We start from the raw sequence: 25,227 nt of genomic DNA on the forward strand, positions 1-25,227 counted from the left end.
TTCCCACCACCCCGCCCCGCATGGTCTGCGAGGCAGGGTGGCGGTAGGTCAGCCGCGCGGATCCAACTGTGAAGGACGTGGCACGTTCCGCAGATTCGACTTGGCCATCTGTACTGCCTCGCCGACGCCGCCGTTCATCACCATCTTCGACATCGCCAAAGCGAAGCCCTTCATCTGACCACCGGTGATGGTGGGCGGCAACGACAATGCCAACGGATCGGTCACCAGATCCACCAAGGCTGGACCGTCGTGATCGAGCGCGGCGCGTAGGCCCGCTTCGATGTCCGCGGGATTCTCGATTCGGCGCGAAAAGATACCGAGCGCAGCAGCAACCGCCGCGTAGTCGACCGCGGGCACGTCGACCCCGAAATCCGGAAGGCCGTCGACCAGCATCTCGAGCTTGACCATTCCGAGCGTCGAGTTGTTGAACACCACGATCTTGACCGGCAACTTGTACATCGCGACGGTGACCAACTCACCGAGCAGCATCGACAATCCACCGTCGCCCGACACCGAGATGACCTGACGCCCCGGACTCGACCATGCAGCACCCATCGCGTGTGGGAGCGCATTGGACATGGATCCGTGCAGCGCCGAGGAGATGAAGCGTCTCGATCCGTTCGGATTGAGATAGCGCGCCGTCCACACGTTGCACATCCCGGTGTCGGCGGTGAAGATTGCGTCGTCGGCTGCCAGATCGTCCAAGATCGAGGCCGCATACTCGGGGTGAATCGGCGTGCGCTGCTTGACCGGATCCGTGTATGCACCAACCACTTTGGTCATCAAAGTGTTGTGCTTGGCGAGCGTGTCCTCCAGGAACCCGCGGTCGGTCTTGCGATCGAGCTGCGGAATCAGTGCATTCAAGGTGCTCGCGACGTCGCCGTGCACAGCCAGGTCCAGGCTGGTTCGACGCCCCAACCGCTCGGCCGCGATGTCGATCTGAGCGGTACGAACGTCGTCGGGCAAGAACTGATCGTAGGGAAAGTCCGTACCGATCAGGAGCAGGAGATCGGCGCCGTGGATACCGTCGTGCGCCGCACCGTAACCGAGCAATCCGGTCATCCCGACGTCGTATGGATTGTCGTACTGGATCCATTCCTTGCCACGCAGTGAATGCCCGATGGGAGCGCCGACGGTTTCGGCCAACGCCAGAACCTCCGCGCGCGCATCTCGCACGCCCGCGCCGGCGAAGATCGCAACCTTACGCGAGCCGTTGATCACATCTGCCAACGCCTTGACGTCACCGGCATCCGGAACGACTGTCGGCCTTCGGGTTTCGACGAGCGTCGGCGGGGTGCCTTCTGCCGGACAATCGGCGATGTCCCCGGGAAGCACGATCACCGAGACGCCGTTTCGAGCCACCGAATGCTGAATCGCCGACTGCACCACGCGAGGTGATTGGACTGCCGTGCTGACGAGTTCGGTGTAACTCGAACATTCGATGAAGATCCGCTCGGGATGCGTTTCCTGAAAGTAGCCCATTCCGATCTGGGCGCTGGGGATGTGCGAGGCGATCGCGAGGACCGGCGCGCCCGAACGATGAGCGTCGTACAGGCCGTTGATCAGGTGAAGGTTTCCGGGACCGCAGGATCCGGCACACACTGCGAGTTTTCCGGTGATCTGGGCATCCGCTGCGGCCGCAAAGGCGGCTGCTTCCTCATGCCGGACGTGTATCCAATCGATTCCGCCCTTCTCGGAACCACCGGTGCGACGAACCGCATCGACGATGGGATTGAGACTGTCACCGACAATGCCGTAGATCCGACTGACACCCGCGTCAACGAGCTGCTGAACCAATTGATCTGCAACGGTTTTCGGACTCATCAGACCTCCATGACACACTCACGGGAGTCGGGATCGCCGACCCCCGGGAGTGACGATTTACTTGTGATTGATGCAGCGCTTCTTGTGGAATGCGGGGTTACTTGGGTTCGAGCACGAACACCGGAATCTCACGATCGGTCTTCGTCTGATAATCGGCGTAGTCGGGGTACGCAGCGACAGCGCGCTCCCACCAGACCGCCTTCTCGTCGCCGGTGACTTCCCGAGCAACCAGGTCGAAGACCTGCGTCGCGTCACGCAGCGTGACGTGCGGGTCGGCTTTGACGTTGTAGTACCAGACCGGATTCTTCGGGGCGCCACCGAGCGAAGCCACAACGGCATACGAACCGTCGTGCTCGACCCGCATCAGCGGCGTCTTCCTGACCTTGCCGGACTTTGCCCCGATGGTCGTGAGAACGACGACGGGCATGCCGTTCATGTCGTTTCCCTCGGTGCCACCGGAGTTCTCGATGCGTGCGACCTGATCGGCGGCCCACGACGCTGGACTGGGTTCGTACTCACCTGTGATTGGCATGTGTACCAGTGAACACCCACTCGAGCACCTTGGCCACCGAACCACGCCGACCAGGCCTGTCGCCCGCACACTCCCCTGGTTGATCGATTAAGCGAGCTGCCGATCAATAAAGTTCGCTTGCCCGAACTCTCATCTCTGGCTACTCTGAAACCACAGCTTCGAACAGCCGTATCAGAAAGGGACGAGATGACCACCGCAGATATCTCCACTCGCGAATCACGCCCCTCCCCCGACTATTGCGTCGATCTGGCCGGAACTCGGTGGCCGCTGTACAAGATCGAAGCTCTCGTGGTCGGTTTTGTGCTGTTCGTGGTCGCCGGAGCTGTCACGCAGTCGATGCAGGTGGCCGTACTGACTGCCGCAACAGCAGCCGTGGTCACCTGGTGGGCGCGTCGCGTGTACTACTCGCGCACCACCTGATCACTCCACTCCCCGATCTCCCGCGAACCACGAAGGGACCTTGCTGCATCAGCAGCAAGGTCCCTTCGTTCGGTTCAGGTCCGCTCGGCGTCAGACCGTCAGGCAACTCGGTCCGAGCAATGCCTTCAGGTCGCCCATCAGTGCCGAGGACGGTTCGACCCGAAGGACGTCGTCGACCTTCCACAAGCTGATCTCGGTTCCACCGATCAGCCGAACGTGAACGTCGGACGTTCCGGGGTGCCTCGTCAGCACCTGCTTGAGAGCACTGAGCTTGTCCTTGGTGCATTGCCGAAGCGGCAGCGAGACCGACAGGGGGCGCGCGACCCCGATCGCCGAAATATCAGGTACCGCAAGGTCGTTGCCGATCAGTGACATCCGATCGTCTCGGATCGAAACGCGAGCCTTGACCAACACGATGGCATCCTCGGCGATGTCCATTCCGTACACGGCGTACGCCTGCGGGAAGAACAGCACCTCGATTCCACCCACGAGATCTTCGAGCTGCACGATGCACCAGGTCAGACCGTTCTTGTTGACCCGGCGGTCCACCGAGGCGATGATGCCGCCGAGAGTTACCTGGGCACCGTCCTGAACGCCGCCTTCGAGTATTGCAGCGATGGACGTGTCGGACTGCTGGCGAAGAATGTGCTCGACGCCGTTGAGCGGGTGACCGGAAACGTACAGCCCCAGCATCTCTCGTTCGAGCGCCAGGCGATGCTTGGAATCCCACTCTTCGTCAGGAATCTTGACGTCGAACACCGAGGTGATCGACTCGTCCGCCTCGGCACCGCCGAAGAGGTCGAACTGTCCGATCGCCTCTGCCTTCTTGGTGCTCATCACGGAATCGATGGCGTCGGCATGAACCAACATCAGGCCCTTGCGCGGATGACCCAACGAGTCGAAAGCACCGGCCTTGATGAGCGATTCGGTGACCTTCTTGTTGCAAGCCATCGCGTCGATCTTGCCGAGATAGTCGGAGAAATCTGTGAACTTCGACTTCTCGGTGCGCGCCTTGATGATCGAGGCGACGACGTTGGCGCCCACGTTGCGCACCGACCCCATACCGAAACGGATGTCGTCGCCGACGGTCGCGAAGTCGACGCGTGACTCGTTGACGTCCGGCGGGAGAACGGTGATGCCCAACTTGCGGCAGTCGGCGAGATAGATCGCGGACTTGTCCTTGTCGTCACCGACGGAGGTCAGCAGACCCGCCATGTACTCGGCCGGGTAGTTCGCCTTGAGGTACGCAGTCCAGTACGACACGAGTCCGTAGCCGGCGGAGTGCGACTTGTTGAACGCGTAGCCGGCGAAGGGAAGGACCGTGTCCCACAGCGCCTTGATGGCGGCTTCGCTGAAGTTGTTGTCCAACATGCCCTGCCGGAAGCCGGCGTAGGCCTTTTCCAGCTCGGACAGCTTCTTCTTACCCATGGCGCGACGCAGCAAGTCGGCCTGGCCCAGGGTGTACCCGGCCACCTTCTGCGCCAGTTGCATGATCTGCTCCTGGTAGATGATCAGGCCGTATGTCTCCGAGAGGATCTCCGCGAGCGGCTCCTCCAATTCGGGGTGAATCGGCTTGACGTCTTCCAAGGCGTTCTTGCGCTTGGCGTACGAGATGTGGGCGTCCACACCCATCGGTCCCGGTCGATACAGCGCCAAGGCGGCGACGATGTCGCCGAATCCGGTGGGCTGCATCAGTTTCAGCAACTCGCGCATACCGCCGCCGTCGAGCTGGAACACACCGAGAGTGTCGCCGCGGGCGAGCAGTTCGTATGTTGCCGCATCGTCCATCGGCAAAGTGTCGAGGTCGAGGTCGATGCCGCGGTTGGCTTTGATGTTCTCGAGCGTGTCGCCGATGACCGTGAGGTTTCGCAGACCGAGGAAGTCCATCTTGAGCAGGCCGATGGCTTCACACGAAGGGTAGTCCCACCCGGTGATGATGGCGCCGTCCTGGGCGCGCTTCCAGACCGGGATTGCGTCGGTGAGCGGTTCGGACGACATGATGACCGCGCAGGCGTGCACACCGGCGTTACGGATCAGCCCCTCCAGACCCACCGCAGTCTTGTAGATCTTCGCGACGTCCGGGCTGGAGTCGATGAGTGCTCGAACCTCGACGGCCTCCTTGTACCGCTCGTGCTTCGGATCGGTGATACCGGAAACCGAGATGTCCTTGGCCATGATGGGCGGCGGGAGTGCCTTGGTGATCTGATCGGCGATGGCGAAGCCCGGCTTGCCGAACTGGACGCGAGCCGAGTCCTTGATGGCAGCCTTGGTCTTGATGGTGCCGAAGGTGATGACCTGGGCGACCTTGTCGTTGCCCCACTTGTCCGTCGCGTAGCGAACCATCTCGCCGCGACGGCGATCATCGAAGTCGATATCGATATCGGGCATGGACACACGCTCGGGGTTGAGGAATCGCTCGAACAGCAACCCGTACGGGATGGGGTCGATGTTGGTGATACCCATCGCGTAGGCCACCAACGAACCGGCAGCCGATCCACGGCCGGGCCCGACACGGATCCCGACATCCTTGGCGTGGTTGATCAGGTCGCCGACCACGAGGAAGTAGGCCGGGAAGCCCATTTCGTTGATGACGCCGATCTCGTAGTCGGCGCGGGCGAGGTACTCCTGCGGCGGTCCGCTCGGGAAGCGGCGATCGAGTCCGCGCATCACCTCGGCGCGCAGGAAGGTCTGCTGCGTGTGTCCCTCCGGGACCGGGAAGATCGGCATGCGGTCGTGGAATGCCCACACGTCCTCGTACGACTGCACACGCTCGCCGATTGCAACGGTGTTGTCGCATGCCCCCGGTACCTCGTTGTCCCAGATGGCGCGCATCTCGGCAGCGGACTTGAGGTAGTAGCCGTCGCCGTCGAACTTGAAGCGAGTGGGGTCGGAGAGCGTCTTGCCGGTCTGAATGCAGAGCAGCGCCTCGTGATTCTCGGCGGCGTCCTTGGTGACGTAATGGCAGTCGTTGGTGGCAAGTGGCGGAATACCGAGTTGCTTGCCGATGTCGAGCAGACCCTCTCGCACACGGCGCTCGATCGAGAGACCGTGATCCATCAGTTCGAGGAAGAAGTTGTCCGGGCCCCAGATCTCCTGCCACTTCGCGGCAGCTTCGAGAGCCTCGCGATCGTGACCGAGACGAAGGCGGGTCTGGATCTCACCGGACGGGCAACCCGTGGTCGCGATGATGCCCTCGGCGTGCGCGGCGATGAGCTCCTCGTCCATCCGTGGCCATTTACCGAGCTGGCCCTCGATGGACGCGAGCGACGACAGCTTGAAGAGGTTGCGGAGTCCGGTCGCGTTCTCGGCCACCATCGTCATGTGGGTGTACGCACCGCTACCGGAGACGTCGTCGGACTTCTGGCTGCGATCGCCCCACAGAACTCGCTTGGTGTTGAAGCGAGACTCGGGTGCGATGTAGGCCTCGATGCCGATGATCGGCTTGATGCCGGCGCTCTTTGCCTCGTTGTAGAACTGGCTGGCGCCGTACATGTTTCCGTGGTCGGTCATGCCGACTGCGGTCATTTCGAGACGAGCGGCCTCCTCGAACATGGCGCCGACCTTGGCCGCACCGTCGAGCATCGAGTACTCGGTGTGATTGTGAAGATGTACGAACGAGTCAGCCACGTGCGCCTCTCTGAAGGTCTGGGAGCGAGATCGAGTGTATGCCGCGCTGCCGACACGACCGGCGACCGACGTAGCGGAGTCGCCGTGCGCCGCCTCCGGTCACGTGACCGGAACCTCGGGTTCGGCGCTCGACCTCACCGAACGCCGCGAACGTCGACCGGCGACGAAGGTGTCTGTCGTGAAGATCACCAGTGCAGCCCAGATCAGAACGAAGCCGATCCACCGTGACGCCGGCATGTCCTCGTGCATGACGGCCACACCCCACGCCATCTGGAGCGCCGGGGTGAGGTACTGCAGCATGCCCATCGTCGCCAACGGAACTCTCTGAGCGGCGACGCCGAACAGGAGCAGCGGCAGCGCGGTGACCGGGCCGGCGGCAAGCAGCAACAGGCTGTGCCCGGTACCGCTGCTGATGAATGCACCGGCCCCGGTCAGGCCGAGAAACACGAGGTAGCCGACCGCGAACGGTGCGGCAACGACTCCCTCGGCAGTCAAACTGGTTCGAGGATCGAGCGGAACCACCTTCTTGACCAACCCATAGGTGGCAAACGAGCCGGCGAGCAGCAAAGCGACGATCGGAGGTTTCCCGAAGTCGACCGTGATCACCACAACTGCCGTGGCAGCGAGAACGAGCGCGGCGATCTGGGCGGGACGCAGTCGTTCGCGGAAGATCACGACGCCGAGCAGAACGGTGACCAGCGGGTTGATGAAGTACCCGAGAGCCGCCTCCACGACGCGGCCTGACACCACGGCATAGATGTACGTCCCCCAGTTCACGGCGATCGCCGCTGACGCCGCGGTCACCAGCAGCCAGGTGCGTGCGCTGATTCCGCGAAGCGATCCGAGGCGGCCGGCAAAGGCCAACACGATCAGCATCAACAGAAGGGTCCACACCACCCGGTGCGCAAGGATCTCGACCGGATCGGCGAAGTCGAGTAATCCGAAGAAGGCCGGGAACGTTCCCCACAACAGGAAAGCCGCCACACCGTAGAAGATCCCCGAGGACGAACGGGACTCAGCGCGTTCGTCCTTGTTCACAGAACCGGAGTTCACGGGACCGGACCGTCGTCGGGGCCGGGAGCAACGACGTCCACGTACTCCGGCAGCAAGGGACGGACGGCTGCCAACCACGGCGAGGCGTCGGACGGCAACGCTTCCACTGCACGGACGTTCGAGTCATGTTCGATCGCTTCGAGTCCTTCGGGAGTAGCTCGCACCAGCACGCCCACCGCGCAGGCGCACCCGGCGGACAATTGCTTCGCCGACGCGAGCGCCACCTGTTGCTGACGATCGGTGTCGCCGCCGAGCGAGACCAGTCGCGTGGCTGCAACCCCGGGCGATCTGCGCACTGATTCGTCGTTGTCGGGAACGGGCACCGACATGAGCGGCGTCTGGACGCGCTCGATCGGAACTCGGAACATGACCCTGGACACGCGAACGCCCGAGACCTCAGCGCCCGGCACCTGAACACTGCTGGTCGTCGTCATGACATCGTCGACGGTGAGTGCCTTCGTGAACGAGACCAACGCCCACACCGGCCCGTCGACCGACGCAACGGAATCTCGCGCTCGGTCGAGGTAGTCCGGGACAGCTTCCCCACTGTCCGGACCCAGGGTGTCCGTCCGGATCGGCGGGGTCGGCACGGGATTCGCGAACCCCACGCCCACCACCGCCGCCACACCGACCACCACCGCGACGACGGCCGGCGCGGGGGTAAGCCCGCGCGGTGTCATGAGGACCGGAGAACTTCGAGTGCGTGTTCGAGATCCTTCGGGTACTTGCTCTTGATCTCGACCCAGCGACCGTCCGCCGGATGTGCGAATCCAAGAGACACGGCGTGCAGCCACTGGCGCTCGAGGCCGAGCCTTTCGGCAAGTCGAGGGTCCGCGCCGTAGGTCAGGTCGCCGCAGCACGGATGGCGCAACGCCGAAAAGTGGACACGGATCTGGTGTGTGCGACCGGTTTCGAGGTGCACGTCCAGCAGACTCGCTGCCTGGAACGCCTCGATGGTGTCGTAGTGCGTGACGCTGGGCTTGCCGTCGGCTGTGACCGTGAATCGCCAGTCGTTCCCGTGATGGCGTCCGATGGGCGCGTCGATCGTTCCGCTGCTCGGGTCGGGGTGTCCCTGCACGAGAGCGTGGTAGCGCTTGTCGATGGTCCGCTGCTTGAAAGCGCGCTTGAGCAACGTGTACGCGCGCTCGGATGTGGCAACCACCATGACACCCGACGTTCCGACATCCAGGCGGTGGACGATGCCCTGACGCTCATGGGCACCGGACGTCGAGATGCGGAAACCGGCCGCGGCAAGTCCGCCGATGACGGTCGGTCCCGTCCACCCGACGCTGGCGTGCGCGGCAACTCCGACGGGCTTGTCGACTGCCACGACGTCGTCGTCGGCGTAGAGGATCTCCATTCCCTCGACCGGTGTCGCTTCGATGGTCAGGGGCCGCGGCGGTTCGGGCAGGACTACCTCGAGCCACGACCCTGCGGTCAGACGATCGGACTTGCCGACGGCCACACCGTCGACGAGTACCGAGCCTTCTTCCGCGAGTGTCGCGACCACGGTGCGCGAGAGTCCGAGAAGGCGCGCGAGGCCGGCATCGACGCGCATGGCATCGAGACCGTCGGGCACTGGCATCGAACGGGATTCCCTCACTTGGTTTCTCCCTCGGCTGCAGCCTTCGATTCGGTGAGCTTCTTGTCGTCCGCCTTGTGATCACGCAGGCGTTCACCGTTGGGTTCGAAGCCGAACAGTGTCAGGACGACGAGCAGAATCGCGCCACAGACGATCGCGGAATCCGCGATGTTGAACACCGGCCACCAGCCGACGGAGACGAAATCCACCACATGTCCGCGCATGATTCCGGGAGAGCGGAAGAATCGGTCGACGAGGTTACCCAGCGCGCCGCCGAGAACGAGGCCGAGACCGAGCGCCCACCACGGTGATCGGAGCGTGCGACCGATCTTGATCACACCGATGACCACACCGATTGCGACGAGAGTGAGGATCCACGTCATCGACGTCGCCATCGAGAACGCTGCCCCCGGATTGCGCACCATCGTGAATGTGACCACGTCACCGATGATTTCGATCGGCTGCCCCGGTTTGACCGCGGCGACTGCCCACACCTTCGTGAGAATGTCCGAGAGCAGGATGACAGCGGCGATGGCAATGAGCATGGTCAGCCGGCGGGGCTTTTCGACCGGCGCAACCGCCAGGTCACCGTCTTCCGATTTCACGGCTTCCGGTTTCACGGTTTCGGACTCGTCGGCCTTCGAGATTTCGGTAATCGGCTGATCCTCCGCGTTGACATCTCGGTCTGGGTGGTCTGTACTCACGCAACCATCATCCCTCATGTTCACCGCACCGGGTCACGCACTCTGCAACTGCGGCTAGCCTGGAGCGCGTGCCACTGCTGTCCACGACCGGCCGACGCGTTCCGTTCGCCCTCGCTGCCCTCGCTCTCACCACCGTTCTCACCGCTTGCGGCGACTCGGATCAACCTCCGAACACCCCGACCTCCTCGCCGAGTGAGGTGACTGTTCCGGTGACCGCCGCGACGGTCGAAGTTCTCGAGGCGGGAAGCGAGCCGCGCGAGGTTTTGCGTACGAACTTGCCTGTCGGCACCACGCAGACGGCGACGCTCGTCACCCAGGCCGTCGTGAGTCAGCAGATCGATCAACAACCGGCGCAGGATTTCTCTTCGCCGGAGATCACGATCCCGCTCTCGGCAAACGTGACCGCTGACGATCCCACCGCAGTCGTTGACCTCACGCTGTCGTCGATGACCTCGCCCGATGCAACGCTGCAGGCTGCGCTGAGCGGAGCCGACGGGTCTGCGGCCGGATTGTCGGTCACGGATTCGGGCGCCATCACCGCCCTACGGTTGAAGCCCTCCGCCAACTCGGCCAATGCTGCCCGCGCTGCAATCGAACAAGCGCTGGGCCAAGCGGTCTACCGGACCGTTGCACTCCCCGACGCGCCGGTCGGTGTCGGCGCACGTTGGGTGGTTCGGCAGCAAGTCAGCAGCGAAATCCTGCTCGATCAGACAACCACCGTCACGCTCACCGCGCGCGAGGGCAATCGGCTTTCGCTCGCGGTGGACGTATCGCAGACCCCGCAGAGCCCGGTCTGGAACCTGGCCGGTGACGCCGGAACGCTGAACATCGATCAGTACGTCATGGCCGGCTCCGGAAACCTCACCGTCGACCTCTCACTCCCCTTGCCGATCGACGGACAGATGACCGTCGGCGGCGACCAGGCATACGGCGACCCGGACAGCTCCTCGGTGATCCGGCAGACCATTTCCAACAGCATTCGGTGGGAATCGTGACACGCCGGTCGCTTCTCGCACTTGGTCTGACCGCAACGGCGGCACTGTTCGTTGTGACCGGTTGCGGCTCGGACGACTCGCCTGGTGCCGACACGACTACGCAGGTTTCCGCCCCACAGGTCGGCTTGGCGCCGTTCACGGCTGCTCCGGCCGCACCGCTGAGCGGGGCGCCTATCGACCGTGACGGCCTGCAACGAGCCACGCTCACCCTGTCCGAGCTACCTGCCGACTTCGACGTAGTTCCCGACCCGGTCGACGACCTCGGCCTCGCACCGGCGCCGGAAAATTCGGAGGCGGACAAGTCGAGCACCGACCCCGCCGTCTGCGCCCAGGTTCTTGCGCCGATAGCCACCCAGGCTCCCGGATCGGTCGCCGACCTCTCCGACATGTTCACCGGCCCCGATTTCACGAGCATCGATCAGGACTCTGCTTCGTACGCCGACGGCACCGCGGCAGCAGCAGCTTTCGAGAAACTTCAGACCACGCTGGCTGGGTGTGCGGAGTATTCGGGAACCGATGCCGACGGAACGACAATCACCTATCGCGTCGGCGGAGCGTCGGACCCGAACATCGGCGACGCGTCTTTCGCGTTCCGAATCATCACGGAGAGTGGCGGTTTCACCTTGGTTGCCGACGCGATCGTGGCCGCAGTCGGGACGACGTTGACTCAGCTGTCCGCGACGGCGCCGAGTCCGATCGCCCCCGATGTTCTCCACTCGATGGCATCGGCCGCCGCAGATCGCCTGCGCGCACAAACGCCCTGACTACGAGCGGATTCGTCCTGTCTCGGCCTTTCGCGAATGATTCGGGACCACAGACCCTTTGACAACTGCCCGTCCACACTGAACGGTGAGAGTAGGTACGAAACAGACCAACGCGACACACTGATGTGAGGAGCCAGAGTTCATGCCGGAACCCAGAAGGTCAGATCACACCGATTACGTAGCCGTCAATCCGATCTTCTCGAGGCCTGGCGAGGATTCGGTTGCATCGAAGTACACACTCGAACCCGACGGCATGCTTCCCGAGACCGCGTATCAGATCGTCCACGACGAAACGATGCTCGACGGCAATGCGCGGCTCAATCTCGCGACGTTCGTCAGCACGTGGATGGACGATCACGCCACCAAACTGTATGCCGAGTCGTTCGACAAGAACATGATCGACAAGGACGAGTATCCGCAGACCGCCGCGATCGAAACCTATTGCTGGCGTATCCTTGCAGACCTCTGGCACTCGCCCTCCCCCAAGGACGCAATCGGCACCTCGACGATCGGTTCGTCCGAAGCCTGCATGCTCGGCGGCCTGGCGATGAAACGACGCTGGCAGCACTCACGAAAAACCGCGGGCAAGTCGACCGAAAAGCCAAATCTCATCATGAGTTCCGCGGTCCAGGTGTGCTGGGAGAAGTTCTGCAACTACTGGGACGTCGAAGCGCGTTACGTGCCGATCAGCGAGGAACACCGCACCCTCGACGGTCACGATCTGGACAAGTACGTCGACGAGAACACCATCGGCGTCGTCGCGATCATGGGCGTCACGTACACCGGGATGTACGAGCCGGTCCTGGAAATCTCGAAGGCACTCGATGCGATCCAGGCGAAGACGGGACTCGACGTCCCCATCCACGTCGACGGCGCTTCCGGTGCGATGATCGCACCGTTCCTTCAGCCCGAACTCGAATGGGATTTCCGGCTCCCGCGCGTCCACTCCATCAACACCTCGGCGCACAAGTACGGGCTCGTCTACCCCGGCCTCGGCTGGGTGGTCTGGCGATCGCAGGATCTACTTCCCGACGACCTCGTCTTCAAGGTGAGCTACCTCGGCGGCAGTATGCCGACCTTCGCACTGAACTTCTCGCGTCCCGGCGCTCAGGTGATCCTGCAGTTCTACTTGTTCCTGCGTCTCGGCCACGACGGCTATCGCGCGATCCAGCAGTCCTCCCAGGACGTGGCGAAATTTCTCGCCGAAGGGATCGGGAAACTCGACGCGTTCGAACTGTGGAACGACGGTTCCGACATCCCGGTCTTCGCGTGGCGCCTCGCCGAGGGGCACACGTCCAACTGGACGCTGTACGACCTCTCGGACCGGTTGCGAGGCAAGGGCTGGTTGGTGCCGGCCTACCCCATGCCGGACGATCTCGCGGATCTGACAGTGCAGCGCATCGTGGTTCGTAACGGACTGAGCATGGACCTGGCGGCCAATCTGCTGCGCATCATCGAAGAGGAAACCGCGTTCCTCGACGAACTGGACAGCCCGATGCCGCGGCCGCGCGTCACCGAGGGATTCCATCACTGACGTCGCTTACCGCGTGAAGAGCGGCCGCCCACTCCCCTTCGGGAGTCGGCGGCCGCTCTGGTGTTTCAGGTGTTACCGAGAGATCAAGCAGCGCAAGCCGGCGAGGTCAGACCTGCAACGCCGACGATCTGGCAAGCGGTGGTCTTCGAGAGCTTCCAGACGCCGTCTTCGTAGACGAACGAAGCCTGCAGGCCCTGCTGCAGCGGCTGGCCGTTGACGACGATGTTCAGCGAAGCTGCTGCCGTCTCGCTGCCTGTGTCGGTGACCGGGTCGAGGATCTCGACCTGGGCGCCGGCAGCCTTGGCGGCAGCGGCGACCTGGTTGATCAGCTCGGGATCAGCCTCGGCGCCCTGGACGAGGTTGACCTTGTCTGCGGCCGGAACGGTTTCGTCGAGTGCCTGGGCGACCTTGGCGTTGAGCTCAGGGGCGGTCGGCAACGCGACCGGCGCATCTGTCGAGTCCGAGGCCGTCGTGGTCGTCGTGGTCTTCGACGTCGTGGTGGGCGAGTCGGTCTTCTCATCCGAGCCACAAGCGGTCATCGTCAGGGCTGCTGCGATCGCCACGGCTGCAACGGTCATCTTCTGAAGCTTCAACTTCTCAGTCCTATCCATTCGGGTGTTCACATTCGAGCGTCAGTCGAACATCGTGCTTGCTCGAGGATCGTCGACAACATTACCCAACGGTAAGCGGAAAAAGTCTAAGGACATCCTCAGAGAAGGCTGTCGACCGCATCTGCTACCTCGAGCACCTCATCGGATTCGGCAAAGGTTTTGGCGATTCCCGTTCCGCTGGAACGGGTTTCGAAGCGAACGGTGACCACACCGTGCCCGGCGCCCTGCACCCAACCGTGTCCGTATTCTGGATGCTTCACGTCCAAACCGGGGTGCCAGTAGCGCTGAGGGACACGTGCTGCCACCGGAACGTCGAGTTCGGCCTCATCGAGGGCGCCCGTGAGAGTCTCGACCGGATAGCCGGGAACATCCTGATCCAACTCGGGAAAAAGTGATCCTTGCCGAACGGTGGACAAACCGGCGAATCCCACACCGACCAGGCGAATCGGCCCCAATTCCTGTGGATCGATGACCTGTTTCTGCGCAGTCGCGATGAGGATTTGGCGGTCGATGGTGGCAAACGGCAGCGTCACGGATCGAGTCAAGATACTCATGTCGGACTTCTTGAGCTTCAGTACGACGGTGCGAGCAGCTCTTCCGTCCTTCTCCAGCCTGGAAAATGCTGCACGACCACTACTTTCGACGGCGGCGCGCAGTTGCGCCATCGTGACGATGTCTGCGGCGAACGTGGATTCCGCGCTGATCTGCTTGGATTCGGCACGCTCGGCGACCGGCCGATCGTCGATCCCCTGCGCAAGCCGATGCAACCCCGGACCGACAGTGGTTCCCAGTATCGACGCCACCTCCGCTGTGGGTGTGCGGGCAAACCCACCGATGGTTTCGATGCCGAGACGCTTGAGTTTTTCCTCGGCGACGGGACCGATCCCCCACAGCTTTCGCACCGGAAGCGGATCGAGCAACTCGTGCTGCATCCCGGGAGGAATCACTGCGACGCCGTCGGGTTTTGCCAGTCCCGACGCGATCTTGGCCACCTGCTTACCTGCGCCGGCCCCGATCGAAGCGACCAACCCGGTCTCGGCTTTGATCAACGCCCGCAGGTCCCCGCAAAACGCGCGGACCTCGTCAGCTCCGACACCGGCCAACTCCACCGGTTCCCCGAAAGCCTCGTCCACCGACAGTTGCTCGAGGATCGGCATACGAAGGCGCAACGCGTCGAACGTGCGTTTACTGAGAACCGAGTACAGGGACATCCGTGGCGGCAATACCACCGCTCCACCACCGACCATCCGGCGTGCTTGATGCATCGGCATTGCCGAACGCGCACCGAAAACTCTCGCTTCGTAACTTGCCCCGGCCACCACCCCGCGCCCGCCCAAGCCGCCGACCAGCACCGGGCGACCTCGCAGAGTGGGACGCGTCAACTGCTCGGCGGAAGCGAAAAACGCATCCATGTCGAGATGCAGCACCCACCTACGACTTCGTGTGGGATCACCTTGATTCATCGGGGGTTACGGTTCTCTCAAAAGTAGGTGCAGAATTTACGTCCGCGCCTTCTTCTTCGGCGACTTCTTCTTCGGCAGGGGCAATACGTCGGCAGTCCGTTGAATGAAGGCGTGCAGGTGATCGAGGTCCTGCAACCGTTCCTCCGTCACCCGGTAATAATCCTTCGCTCCCGGGTACGGCGGAGCCAGATCGGCCTCTGATCCGAACTCCGTACTGACCTCGGTGGGTTTGACGAACAGAACGTCTCCGCAGATCAAGCCCACGATCTTCTCGTCGCAATACAGTCCGTACTCGCCGAACATCGCCCTTGCCCGCACGTCGAGCGGTTCCAACTGCTCGAGAATGCGCGCCACGGTTTCCTTGCTCGTGCTCATGAGAGCAAACTACTCCGGCACCCCGACATACAGACATTCATCGGGGAGCCGGAGTAGCTATGGCGGTATTAGACCTTCGTGATCGCGGCGCGGATACCGTCACCGAGATCGACGGCGTCGTCTCCCGCTTCACCCACCGAGAAGGAGGTGGCCAGAACCTCACCGGCGATCAATTCGCGATGACGCTCCGCCCACTCCTTGCAGTCCTGCGGAACCTCGAGCACGACGTTGATCCGGTCCGAGACGTCGAAACCGGCGGCGCGGCGCGCATCCTGCAACTGACGGATACGGTCCTTCGCCCATCCCTCGGCTTCGAGTTCCTCCGTCACCGCGGAATCGAGTACGACCAGTCCCGCACCGTCCGGCAGTGCAGCCGTCGAATCCGGCTCGGCCGCAACCAGTTTCTGCGTGTACTCCTCGGGCAGCAGTTCGATGCCCGCCGCAACCACGACGCCGTCCGCGTTCTCGGTCCAGTCGCCCGCCTTGACCGCCTTGATGACAGTCTGAACGGACTTGCCCAGACGCGGTCCTGCAGCACGCGCATTGACCGCGATCTCGAAGCGCCCGTGCACGTCGACGTCATCGGTCAGATCAACCTTCTTGACGTTGACCTCGTCGGCGATCAGTCCGAGGAACGGACGCAGACGCTCGGCATCCGGCGCCGCAACCGTGACCTCGGGCAGCGGAAGACGAACACGCAGATTCTGCGCCTTGCGCAGGCTCAGCACCGTGGAGCACACGGTCCGGACGTCGTCCATCGCCGCTACCAGGTCGGGGTTCGCGGGGAGCTCCGACGCCTCGGGCCAATCAGCCAGGTGAACCGAGCGCTCCCCGGTCAACCCTCGCCAGATCACCTCGGACACCAACGGCAACAGCGGCGCAGCGAGACGCGTCACGACCTCGAGCACGGTGTGCAGGGTGTCGATTGCGTCGCGATCCTCGTCCCAGAACCGCGAACGAGACCGTCGCACATACCAGTTGGTGAGCGCATCACAGAACAACCGAAGCTCGTCGCACGCACCGGCGATGTCGTTGACCTCGAGGGCCTCGGTGATCACGTCGCGGGTGGTAGCGAGCTTGGCCAGGATGTACTGATCGAGGATGTTCTCCGAATCGGTACGCCACACCCCGGATTCCGGGGCGTACAACTGCAGGAAGCTCCAGGCGTTCCACAGCGGGAGCAATGCCTGACGCACACCTTCGCGGATGCCCTGCTCGGTCACGATGAGGTTTCCGCCGCGCAAGATCGGCGAAGACATCAGGAACCATCGCATCGCATCGCTGCCGTCGCGGTTGAACACCTCCTTCACGTCCGGGTAGTTGCCCTTGGACTTGCTCATCTTGAGTCCGTCGTCGCCGAGCACGATGCCGTGCGCAGCAACGGTTTTGAACGCCGGACGATCGAAGAGTGCGGTGGCCAGCACGTGCAGCGTGTAGAACCAGCCGCGAGTCTGCCCGTTGTACTCGACGATGAAATCGCCCGGGAAATGGCCCTCGAACCATTCACGGTTCTCGAATGGGTAGTGCACCTGCGCGTACGGCATCGAACCGGATTCGAACCAGCAGTCGAGCACCTCGGGAACGCGGCGCATCATCGACTTCCCGGTCGGGTCGTCGGGGTTCGGGCGGACCAGGTCGTCGATCATCGGGCGATGCAGGTCGGTCGGACGCACACCGAAGTCTGCCTCCAACTGATCGAGCGATCCGTAGACGTCCGTACGCGGGTACTGCGGATCGTCCGACACCCACACCGGGATCGGGCTGCCCCAGTAGCGGTTTCGGCTGATGTTCCAGTCGCGTGCACCTTCGAGCCACTTGCCGAACTGGCCGTCACGGATGTGCTCGGGCACCCACGTGATGTCCTTGTTCAGCTCGACCATGCGATCGCGGAACTTGGTGACCGCGACGAACCACGAGGGAACCGCCATGTAGATGAGCGGCTGCCCACTGCGCCAACTGTGCGGGTACGAGTGCTCGATCGTCTCGTGCCGCAGCAGCTTTCCAGCGGCCTTGAGGTCCTTGATGATGACCGGGTTGGCGTCGAAGACCATCAAGCCCTCGTACGGCGGAACCATCGAGGTGAACTTTCCACCCGGATCGAGCGGCTGCACGACCTCGATACCGTTGGCCGTGGCGACATCCATATCCTCCTCACCGAAAGCCGGTGCGAGGTGGACGATTCCGGTTCCGGAATCGGTTGTCACGTAGTCGGCCGAAAGCACGACGTGCGCGTTCGGATGTCCGAGGAAGAAGTCGAACGGCGGTGTGTACGACAGTCCGACCAATTCGGCGCCCTTGTGACGGGAAACGACCTCGGGGTCCTCCCCCAGCTCACGTGCGTAATGAGCAACCCGTGCTTCCGCGAGCACGTACCGCTTTCCGTCCTCGCCGAGCACCTGGACGTAGTCGACCTCGGGATGAACCGCAGTGGCCAAGTTGGACGGCAGTGTCCACGGAGTCGTGGTCCAGATGATCGCGTTTGCGCCGTCCAATGGTGAACCCGGAGCGACCAGCGGCATGTCGACCGTGACTGCAGGATCCTGACGCATCTTGTACGCGTCGTCGAGACGAGTCTCCTGATTGGACAGCGGAGTCTGCTCGTACCAGCTGTAGGGCAGCACGCGGAAGCCCTGATAGATCAGGCCCTTGTCGTGCAGCTCCTTGAAGGCCCACATGACGGACTCCATGAAGTCGACGTCCAGGGTCTTGTAGTCGTTGTCGAAGTCGACCCAACGTGCCTGGCGGGTGACGTAGTCGCGCCACTCGTCGGTGTACTTGAGCACCGAGGCCTTGCAGTACTCGTTGAACTTGGCCAGACCCATGACTTCGATCTCGGCCTTGTCCTTGATGCCGAGTTGCTTCTCCGCTTCGAGTTCTGCGGGCAGTCCGTGGCAGTCCCAGCCGAAGCGTCGCTCGACCTTGCGTCCACGCATGGTCTGGAAGCGCGGCACCAGGTCCTTGACGTACCCCGTCAGCAGGTGACCGTAATGCGGCAAGCCGTTTGCGAAGGGCGGTCCGTCGTAGAAAACGAACTCTTCGCTGCCGTCCCGATTGGAAACCGACGCACGGAAGGTGTCGTCGTTGTCCCACTGTTTCAGGACTTTCTGTTCCAGTTCGGGGAACTTGACTCCGGTGTCGGCGGGGACACCGTAGTCGACTTTGGGATACCCGTTACTCGCCATGGCGATCTCCTCGTGCCAGTCGGACTCGGCACGGGGACGACGTGGCGCTTGTGCGCCGACACCGCGGTACCACCCCGTTTGCACCCCGTAGATCCGCGCTTGGATCCCGAGGTGCCACTCGATCGAGCTGTGACGGGCTCACCCGTTCGGTTCTACTGAGTTCTGGGCGCCTGAAGCGACAAGAACCGTTCTTCCGAAAGCTCCCCGGTGATTGCCGGATCACAGCCTGGTATTCGTGTTGGACAGTCTAATACTCGTCCTGGACCTTGTCGGAACTCGCCCTAGGACTTGTCGGGGCCACCCGGCGACTCGCCATGATTTCTCTGATTGTCATCGTTGGCGGTGGCTGCATCGTCGATCGACGAATTCGAGGAACTCTCGACTCGACCGTAAGGCGACGACATTCCGCTGCCCGATGCCGGGTCATCCAACGAAGGAACCGCCTTCCTGCTGGTCAGCGCACTGACCAGCAGGAGGACGGCACCTGCTACACAAATCGCGATACATGCCCACGCCCAGATCAACGACCCTGTGGTCAGGGCGACGATCAGGAGAGCGAAACCAACTCCCGCGAGAACCAACGTCACGACCAGCACGTATCAACCTTTGTCCGGTCCGATAGCTGAGCCGACGGGGCGCTCTCGGTCAGCTGTTTCCCTTGGCGAAGGACGGGCTGTAGGAATCCTGTCCACCGTCGACCGGAACGGCCGAGCCGCGCTGTTCGAGCTCTTCGAGCTGCGATTCCAGGTAGGACTTCAGGCGCACCCGGTACTCGCGTTCGAACGTCTTGAGCTGCTCGATACGGCCCTCGAGGACCGAACGCTGCTGGTTGATGGTCGCCATGATTTCGGTGTGCTTCTTCTCGGCGTCCGCCTTGAGAGCGTCTGCCTTCTCCTGAGCCTGGCGAAGCTGGGTCTCGGAGCGAGTCTGAGCGTCGGTGAGCATCGCCTCCGACTTGTTGCGCGCATCCGCGATCATGCCGTCAGCCTTGCTGCGAGCCTCGCTCATGAGCTGCTCGGAGTTGGTGCGGGCACTGCCGAGCAGCTGCTCGGACTCGGTCTTGGCATCGTTGGTGAGGCGATCCGCCATCTCCTGAGCCAGTCCGAGGACCTTTGCGGCCTGCATGTGGGTGTCGCCACTCTGCGGCGCTGCAACGGCAGCGGCGGCGGGAACCGGCGCTGCAACAGGTGCAGGCTTGGGCGGTTCGACGACCCGAGCGGGCTCCGGCTTGGGCTGCGCTGCGACGGGTGCTGCCTGCTGAGCAGGTGCCGGCGACTTCTTGGCAGCCGCGAGCTCCTGATCCAGCTCACCTACGCGCTGGCGCAGGTCCGCATTCTCTTCGATGAGCTGCGACAGCGCCTGCTCGACGAGGTCGAGGAATGCGTCGACCTCGTCCTCGTTGTAGCCACGCTTGCCGATAGGCGGCTTGCTGAACGCAACGTTGTGCACGTCAGCTGGAGTCAGTTGCGGCATGGAAGGATCCCTTCACGCGTCATTTGGCGGTCTAGCAAGCATTCAGTTGCAACACAGTCTACGTAGTGGCGAACCACTGGATGAGTTATGGCATCCATTCTGGCACACCACTCACTCGGACTGCGCTCAGCGAACAACCGACATCAGGATGATGACGATGAAAAGCAAGACCATGATGGATAGATCCAAGCGAACTCCACCGAGGTTGATCGGGGGGATCAACCTGCGGAGCAGTTTCACCGGAGGATCGGTGATCGTAAAAATGGTTTCGAGAATGACTGCGACCAATCCGGTCGGTCGCCAATCTCTGGCAAACGAACGAACGAACTCGACGATCACTCTGCCGATCAGCAACAGCCAGAAGACAACCAGCACCAGATAGATCACAGAGAGAAGCGCGTCCACACCCTCACTCTGCCTGACTTCTGCGGTGTGTCCAAAACAGACACACCGCAGCAATTCCGGAACCGGTCCGCATCGAGTCCGTCTTGTAACGGCCGGCGATGGGTCCGAATGCGACGTCCGCCGAGGCGGGCCGCCGTTCGAATGTGCTCACGTCACCCCTGCTCAGGGGCCGGACTGCGGTCGAGACCATCATTTCTGGCTGTAGAAACCCGTCTCGGCGATCCGACGGCGCTCCTCGGCGGAAACGTCGATGTCGGCCGGTGAGAGAAGAAACACTTTGGTGGCTACCTTGTCGAAAGAACCACGCAATGCGAATGCCAGGCCGGCCGCGAAATCGACCAGACGCTTCGCGTCGGCGTTGCTCATGTCGACCAGATCCATGATGACGGGAGTGCCGTCCCGGAACCGCTCACCGATCGTGCGGGCCTCTGCGTAGCTCTGCGGACGCAGTGTCGTGATCTTGGCGAGCGGGCCGCCGTCGTCGACAACCGGCGCACGTCGCGCTTCGGGTCGCTCTGCGCGCGCGTCGACCGCGAGGTTGCCACGGCTTGCCGGGCGCGGCGCCATCGCCGGGCGGCTGCTGCGGCTGGGAACGGTGTCGACGCGGGGCCGGGAATCGTAGCGATCGAACTCCGCGTCCTCTTCGTCACGACGACTGGGCGCGTAGCTCGCCTTCGAGAAGGCAGGTTCGACGAACTCGCGGTCGTCGCGCTCGGCATAGCCGTCGTGACTACGACGGGGTGCGCGGCGAGCCTGATCGGGCTCCTCCACGTATTCGTCCTCGTAGTCATCGAGGGGAACCATGCCGAAGTAAGCCTTGAACTTATGCAGGTTGCTCATTGATCGACCTTCCTTGGCGCGGCGGAATCAATCCGACTGCGACCGGTCGCAGCGGTGTGGACGGGTTGGGCGATCACCTGAGCGATCACCTCGAGATTACTGGTCGTGAGCCGAGCAGTGCGGTTCCGACACGCACGCAGGTTGATCCGTGGCGCACTGCAGCCTCCAGATCGCCGGTCATACCGGCCGAGAGTTCGGTTGCCCGGGGATGCGATTCGAGGATCAAAAGATGTGCCCTGCGGAGGATTTCGAACTGCTCGTCCGGATCTGATCCAAGCGGCGGGACGGCCATCAGTCCCGCGAATTCGAGACCTTCGGCTGATTCGATCCGCTCGGCGAGAGGCGTTAGCTCGCCCGTCGGAACTCCGCCACGCGCGGGGTCTCCGTCGAGACTTACCTGGATGAGCGCCCGGAGCGGCTTCGTGCGCTCACCGTCCGACAAAGCACTCAGCGCAGCCCGATCGAGTGCATCGGCCAGTCGCGCACTGTCCACCGAGTGAATTGCATAGGCCCACTTCGCTACCGACCGAGCTTTGTTGCGCTGCAACTGTCCGATCATGTGCCAGCGAACCGGATCATCGATCGCGCCCGTCTGTGCAGCGCCGTCGAAGTCCGCGACCTTCTCCACTGCTTCCTGCTCACGCGACTCACCGAATTCACGGCAACCCAGTTCGTACAGAATTCGAGCGTCGGACGCCGGAAAGAATTTGGTCACCGGCAGCAGTGCTACGTCGGAAACCTCGCGACCGGCGGCAAGGCAGGCGGCCGCCAATCGCGCCCTCACCGAGTCGAGTGCCGTCGATATTTCTGTCAGCCGCATTTCCGTCTCGCGCATTTCTGCCTAGACGGTTTCCTGCGCTGCGGGCGCTTCCATCCAGATCACTGCAGCTTGACGCCCGGTCAGAGATTCTCGGCGATGACTGAACAACGCGCGATCCTCGATCGTGCACCGCGGGTCCTCGGCGACACCGGACACACCCGCGGCGAGCAACTGCTTACGCAGTCCCGCACGCAGATCGAGCCCCGGCGTGCCCTTCTCGGTGCGAGTTGCACTGCCCGGCAAGTGCTTTTCCACGTCCGCTCGCATCGCAGCGGGAACCTCGTACTGGCGTCCGCTCGCAGCCGGACCGAGGAAGGCGCCGATACGCGAAACGTCCGCGCCCTGACGCACCATCTCCGCGAGGACGCGCGGGACGATACCGATGCGGGCACCGATCCGTCCGGCATGAACGGCCGCGATCACACCGGCCTCCTCGTCGGAGAGCAGAACGGGAACACAATCTGCACTGAGGGTGGCGAGCGCCAGGCCGGGAACAGTGGTGACCAGAGCATCCGTCACCGGAATCACCTCGTCGGTCGGTTCCGTCACGACAGTGACGTTGCGCGAATGGATTTGTTCCATCCACACGAGATGGTCAGGCTCGACGCCTATTTCGCGTGCCAGACGTCGGCGATTCGCATCGACGGCTGCCGGATCGTCTCCGACGTGATCGCCCAGATTGAACGACTCGTACGGTGACGCGGAAACACCACCGGCTCGGCTGGTCACGACGCGGCGAATGCGGGTGCGGGTGGTCGACTTCTCGGTACTCAAGATAAGTGTGCTCACAAACGTCGAAAGTTGTCGTCCGGCTCAGACGTGACCGGACATCCAGTCAAGAACAGGGTACCCAGAAATTCCGGGCACCCTGTTCTCGAAACTGTTTGTAGCCCTACGTCAGCGACGCATGAAGACCGGCACGTCGACGTCGTCGTCGCCCTCGTCTTCCTGGACCGGCGCATGGCGGGGGCCACCGATCGGAGGCAAGCTGCCCGAACCGGTGGTCTCGCGCGCTGCGGAAATCGGCTGCTCGCCAGCAGGTTCGGCGGCCACCGGTGACCGGCCGACCTCACCCGCGCGCCCGGCGCCGATAGCTCCACGTCCCTGCGCGGTCGACTCCACGGGACGACGAGCCGGAGCTCCTCCGTCGAATCCCGCAGCGATGACCGTCACACGAACCTCGTCACCGAGTGAATCGTCGATGACCGTTCCGAAGATGATGTTGGCGTCGATGTGGGCAGCTTCCTGCACCAGCGAAGCCGCCTCGTTGATCTCGAACAGACCCAGATCGCTACCGCCGGCGATCGACAGAAGCACGCCGCGGGCGCCTTCCATCGAAGCTTCGAGGAGCGGGGAATTGATCGCGGATTCCGCCGCCTTGATCGCGCGTCCCTCACCCCGCGAGGAACCGATTCCCATCAACGCACTACCGGCACCGGACATGACACCCTTGACGTCCGCGAAGTCGACGTTGATCAGACCCGGAGTGGTGATGAGGTCGGTGATGCCCTGGACGCCGTTGAGGAGAACCTCGTCCGCGCTGCGGAACGCGTCCATCAGGCTGACGGCCGCGTCACCCAGCTGGAGCAGGCGATCGTTGGGAATGACGATCAGCGTGTCGCAGGACTCGCGGAGCGCCTGGATTCCGGTATCCGCCTGTCCCCCACGACGCTTGCCCTCGAAAGAGAACGGTCGCGTCACGACACCGACGGTGAGTGCGCCCAGCTTCCGGGCGATGCTTGCCACGACAGGGGCACCACCGGTTCCGGTGCCACCACCCTCGCCTGCGGTCACGAACACCATGTCGGCGCCCTTGATGACCTCTTCGATCTCGTCCTTGTGATCTTCGGCTGCCTTGCGACCCACTTCCGGGTCGGCACCGGCGCCGAGGCCACGGGTCAATTCACGACCGACGTCGAGCTTGACGTCGGCGTCACTCATCAGAAGGGCTTGCGCGTCCGTGTTGACCGCGATGAACTCGACTCCCTTGAGTCCCTGTTCGATCATGCGGTTGACTGCGTTCACGCCGCCGCCGCCGATGCCGACGACCTTGATTACGGCGAGGTAGTTGTGCGGGGGCGTCATCGGCTCTCGCCTTCCGTGTCGTGTTTCACGCTGCTTGTCAGTGCTGCTGTCTTTGTTACTGCTGTTTTTGTAGCTTCATGCTTTTCGAGAACAACCCTAAACCTCAACCACAGGGTTAGAGTTATGTCAAGTATTCGATCTGAAACGAAACGCTATGCACCGTCGTCGCGTTCCGCCATTAGGCGCGCCGAGACACACCGAAGTATTTGCTGCGCACTGACGCACGGCTGCACCGTGCGCTATCGGACCGTCGGCAGATCAGGACTGGACACGTCGTACGTCTGCCCCGGTTGGGTCAACAGCGGAAGCGTCACAGCAGCCTTACGATCCGAGTGCTCGACACCGCCCCAGTTTACGACCCGACCGTCGAGCAGAGTCAGCGTGACACTCGAAATCGACCGAGCGGCAACCTCTCCCACCTGAAATCTCAGATCCGGCGGCAACACCGACAACACCTCGAGCGCGGCAAGCGTCGGCTCGTCGTTCCACCCGGGCGTCGGTGTCACCAGACGCGGAACCCCGGGCGGCGGGACGCCCATCTCGAAGTCGACGCCCTTCTCGTCCAGCAGGTGTGCACCCTCAGGTGAGTCGACGAAGACGACCGGTACCCGTTCGGTGACGGTGACGCGGATAGTCGACGGATACATCCGCTGCACACGAGCCGAGGCCACCTTCGGAATCGTCGCCACACGTGCGGCGGCGGCGCCGGTGTCTACCCGCATCAACGGCTGACCGGTCGGTACGGCCAGGAGCGAAAGGATCTGTTCCTCACTGACGGTCGTCGCACCGAGAACTTCGGTGCCCCGGACCGAGAGCACCGGAGACAACCAAGCCGTCAACGCAATTCCCACCACCAGCACGATTGCCAGCGGTGCCACGATCAGCGGTCGCTTGAACCACTTACGAGTCGGTGTGGGTTCGGGAGCCGGCTCCGTCGA

The 25,227-nt window shown here is 63.0% G+C and carries 23 protein-coding genes; 4 read left to right on the forward strand and 19 right to left on the reverse strand.

What is annotated here, in order from left to right; all coding sequences use genetic code 11:
* Nucleotides 1-48: 48 nt before the first annotated feature.
* Entirely contained in the window at nucleotides 49-1,824 is a 1,776-nt protein-coding gene (locus M1L53_RS15665; protein WP_042921830.1) for a pyruvate dehydrogenase, read from the reverse strand.
* 97 nt (nucleotides 1,825-1,921) lie between these two features.
* Nucleotides 1,922-2,356, reverse strand: a complete 435-nt coding sequence (locus tag M1L53_RS15670) for a nitroreductase family deazaflavin-dependent oxidoreductase (RefSeq protein ID WP_003941666.1) — start codon at nucleotides 2,354-2,356, stop codon at nucleotides 1,922-1,924.
* Nucleotides 2,357-2,542: 186 nt separating this feature from the next.
* On the opposite strand from M1L53_RS15670, the gene M1L53_RS15675 reads away from it, so the two are divergent.
* Nucleotides 2,543-2,776 carry a hypothetical protein gene (locus M1L53_RS15675; RefSeq protein ID WP_042921832.1) on the forward strand — a complete coding sequence of 78 codons (234 nt, stop codon included), beginning with the start codon at nucleotides 2,543-2,545 and terminating at the stop codon, nucleotides 2,774-2,776.
* A 90-nt stretch (nucleotides 2,777-2,866) separates the two neighbouring features.
* On the opposite strand, the gene dnaE is transcribed toward M1L53_RS15675, so the two are convergent.
* The 5 genes from dnaE to lspA all read right to left on the reverse strand — a co-directional run bounded on the left by dnaE (nucleotide 2,867) and on the right by lspA (nucleotide 9,742).
* On the reverse strand, nucleotides 2,867-6,403 hold the full coding sequence (gene dnaE / locus M1L53_RS15680) for a DNA polymerase III subunit alpha (RefSeq protein WP_003941755.1): 3,537 nt from the start codon (nucleotides 6,401-6,403) through the stop codon (nucleotides 2,867-2,869).
* A 99-nt stretch (nucleotides 6,404-6,502) separates the two neighbouring features.
* A complete protein-coding gene (rarD, locus tag M1L53_RS15685) occupies nucleotides 6,503-7,456 on the reverse strand; it encodes an EamA family transporter RarD (RefSeq protein WP_007733157.1) in 954 nt (317 codons plus the stop codon).
* A complete protein-coding gene (locus tag M1L53_RS15690) occupies nucleotides 7,453-8,136 on the reverse strand; it encodes a hypothetical protein (RefSeq protein WP_054187269.1) in 684 nt (227 codons plus the stop codon). Before M1L53_RS15690 ends, rarD begins: the two co-directional genes overlap by 4 nt.
* Nucleotides 8,133-9,059, reverse strand: a complete 927-nt coding sequence (locus tag M1L53_RS15695; RefSeq protein WP_007733161.1) for an RluA family pseudouridine synthase — start codon at nucleotides 9,057-9,059, stop codon at nucleotides 8,133-8,135. Before M1L53_RS15695 ends, M1L53_RS15690 begins: the two co-directional genes overlap by 4 nt.
* Nucleotides 9,056-9,742: a signal peptidase II gene (lspA, locus tag M1L53_RS15700; protein ID WP_054187270.1), complete on the reverse strand. Its 687-nt coding sequence runs from the start codon at nucleotides 9,740-9,742 to the stop codon at nucleotides 9,056-9,058. Before lspA ends, M1L53_RS15695 begins: the two co-directional genes overlap by 4 nt.
* Before the next feature lie 68 nt (nucleotides 9,743-9,810).
* Between lspA and M1L53_RS15705 the strand changes: the two genes are divergently transcribed.
* The 3 genes from M1L53_RS15705 to M1L53_RS15715 all read left to right on the forward strand — a co-directional run bounded on the left by M1L53_RS15705 (nucleotide 9,811) and on the right by M1L53_RS15715 (nucleotide 13,035).
* The gene (locus tag M1L53_RS15705) at nucleotides 9,811-10,737 is read left to right on the forward strand and encodes a hypothetical protein (protein ID WP_003941753.1); all 927 of its coding nucleotides are present in this window, start codon (nucleotides 9,811-9,813) and stop codon (nucleotides 10,735-10,737) included.
* Nucleotides 10,734-11,501, forward strand: coding sequence for a sensor domain-containing protein (locus M1L53_RS15710; RefSeq protein ID WP_232319009.1), 768 nt, complete (start codon nucleotides 10,734-10,736; stop codon nucleotides 11,499-11,501). Before M1L53_RS15705 ends, M1L53_RS15710 begins: the two co-directional genes overlap by 4 nt.
* Before the next feature lie 142 nt (nucleotides 11,502-11,643).
* Nucleotides 11,644-13,035 (forward strand): glutamate decarboxylase, encoded by a 1,392-nt coding sequence (locus tag M1L53_RS15715; RefSeq protein ID WP_054187272.1) that lies wholly within the window; start codon nucleotides 11,644-11,646, stop codon nucleotides 13,033-13,035.
* An 83-nt stretch (nucleotides 13,036-13,118) separates the two neighbouring features.
* On the opposite strand, the gene M1L53_RS15720 is transcribed toward M1L53_RS15715, so the two are convergent.
* The 12 genes from M1L53_RS15720 to M1L53_RS15775 form a co-directional block, all read right to left on the reverse strand.
* Entirely contained in the window at nucleotides 13,119-13,613 is a 495-nt protein-coding gene (locus tag M1L53_RS15720) for a hypothetical protein (RefSeq protein WP_232319010.1), read from the reverse strand.
* A 131-nt stretch (nucleotides 13,614-13,744) separates the two neighbouring features.
* Nucleotides 13,745-15,109, reverse strand: coding sequence for a DNA polymerase IV (locus M1L53_RS15725; RefSeq protein WP_054187273.1), 1,365 nt, complete (start codon nucleotides 15,107-15,109; stop codon nucleotides 13,745-13,747).
* A gap of 36 nt (nucleotides 15,110-15,145) precedes the next feature.
* Nucleotides 15,146-15,484, reverse strand: coding sequence for a TfoX/Sxy family protein (locus tag M1L53_RS15730; RefSeq protein ID WP_003941748.1), 339 nt, complete (start codon nucleotides 15,482-15,484; stop codon nucleotides 15,146-15,148).
* Nucleotides 15,485-15,552: 68 nt separating this feature from the next.
* On the reverse strand, nucleotides 15,553-18,666 hold the full coding sequence (gene ileS, locus M1L53_RS15735; protein ID WP_054187288.1) for an isoleucine--tRNA ligase: 3,114 nt from the start codon (nucleotides 18,664-18,666) through the stop codon (nucleotides 15,553-15,555).
* A 281-nt stretch (nucleotides 18,667-18,947) separates the two neighbouring features.
* Nucleotides 18,948-19,262, reverse strand: coding sequence for a hypothetical protein (locus M1L53_RS15740; RefSeq protein WP_007733197.1), 315 nt, complete (start codon nucleotides 19,260-19,262; stop codon nucleotides 18,948-18,950).
* Between the two features lie 49 nt (nucleotides 19,263-19,311).
* Complete coding sequence (locus M1L53_RS15745; protein WP_003941722.1) at nucleotides 19,312-20,139, reverse strand: DivIVA domain-containing protein; 828 nt, start codon at nucleotides 20,137-20,139, stop codon at nucleotides 19,312-19,314.
* A 126-nt stretch (nucleotides 20,140-20,265) separates the two neighbouring features.
* Nucleotides 20,266-20,544 (reverse strand): YggT family protein, encoded by a 279-nt coding sequence (locus M1L53_RS15750; RefSeq protein ID WP_003941780.1) that lies wholly within the window; start codon nucleotides 20,542-20,544, stop codon nucleotides 20,266-20,268.
* A gap of 189 nt (nucleotides 20,545-20,733) precedes the next feature.
* Nucleotides 20,734-21,384 (reverse strand): cell division protein SepF, encoded by a 651-nt coding sequence (locus tag M1L53_RS15755; protein WP_003941752.1) that lies wholly within the window; start codon nucleotides 21,382-21,384, stop codon nucleotides 20,734-20,736.
* An 85-nt stretch (nucleotides 21,385-21,469) separates the two neighbouring features.
* The gene (locus tag M1L53_RS15760; protein WP_047270104.1) at nucleotides 21,470-22,219 is read right to left on the reverse strand and encodes a YggS family pyridoxal phosphate-dependent enzyme; all 750 of its coding nucleotides are present in this window, start codon (nucleotides 22,217-22,219) and stop codon (nucleotides 21,470-21,472) included.
* A gap of 6 nt (nucleotides 22,220-22,225) precedes the next feature.
* Nucleotides 22,226-22,993: a peptidoglycan editing factor PgeF gene (gene pgeF, locus M1L53_RS15765; protein ID WP_007733207.1), complete on the reverse strand. Its 768-nt coding sequence runs from the start codon at nucleotides 22,991-22,993 to the stop codon at nucleotides 22,226-22,228.
* Between the two features lie 108 nt (nucleotides 22,994-23,101).
* A complete protein-coding gene (gene ftsZ / locus M1L53_RS15770; RefSeq protein WP_003941788.1) occupies nucleotides 23,102-24,289 on the reverse strand; it encodes a cell division protein FtsZ in 1,188 nt (395 codons plus the stop codon).
* A gap of 239 nt (nucleotides 24,290-24,528) precedes the next feature.
* Entirely contained in the window at nucleotides 24,529-25,167 is a 639-nt protein-coding gene (locus M1L53_RS15775) for a cell division protein FtsQ/DivIB (protein ID WP_007733212.1), read from the reverse strand.
* Nucleotides 25,168-25,227: the final 60 nt, after the last annotated feature.

This window comes from Rhodococcus sp. T9N (genome assembly GCF_024436645.1).
GTDB lineage: Bacteria > Actinomycetota > Actinomycetes > Mycobacteriales > Mycobacteriaceae > Rhodococcus_F > Rhodococcus_F qingshengii.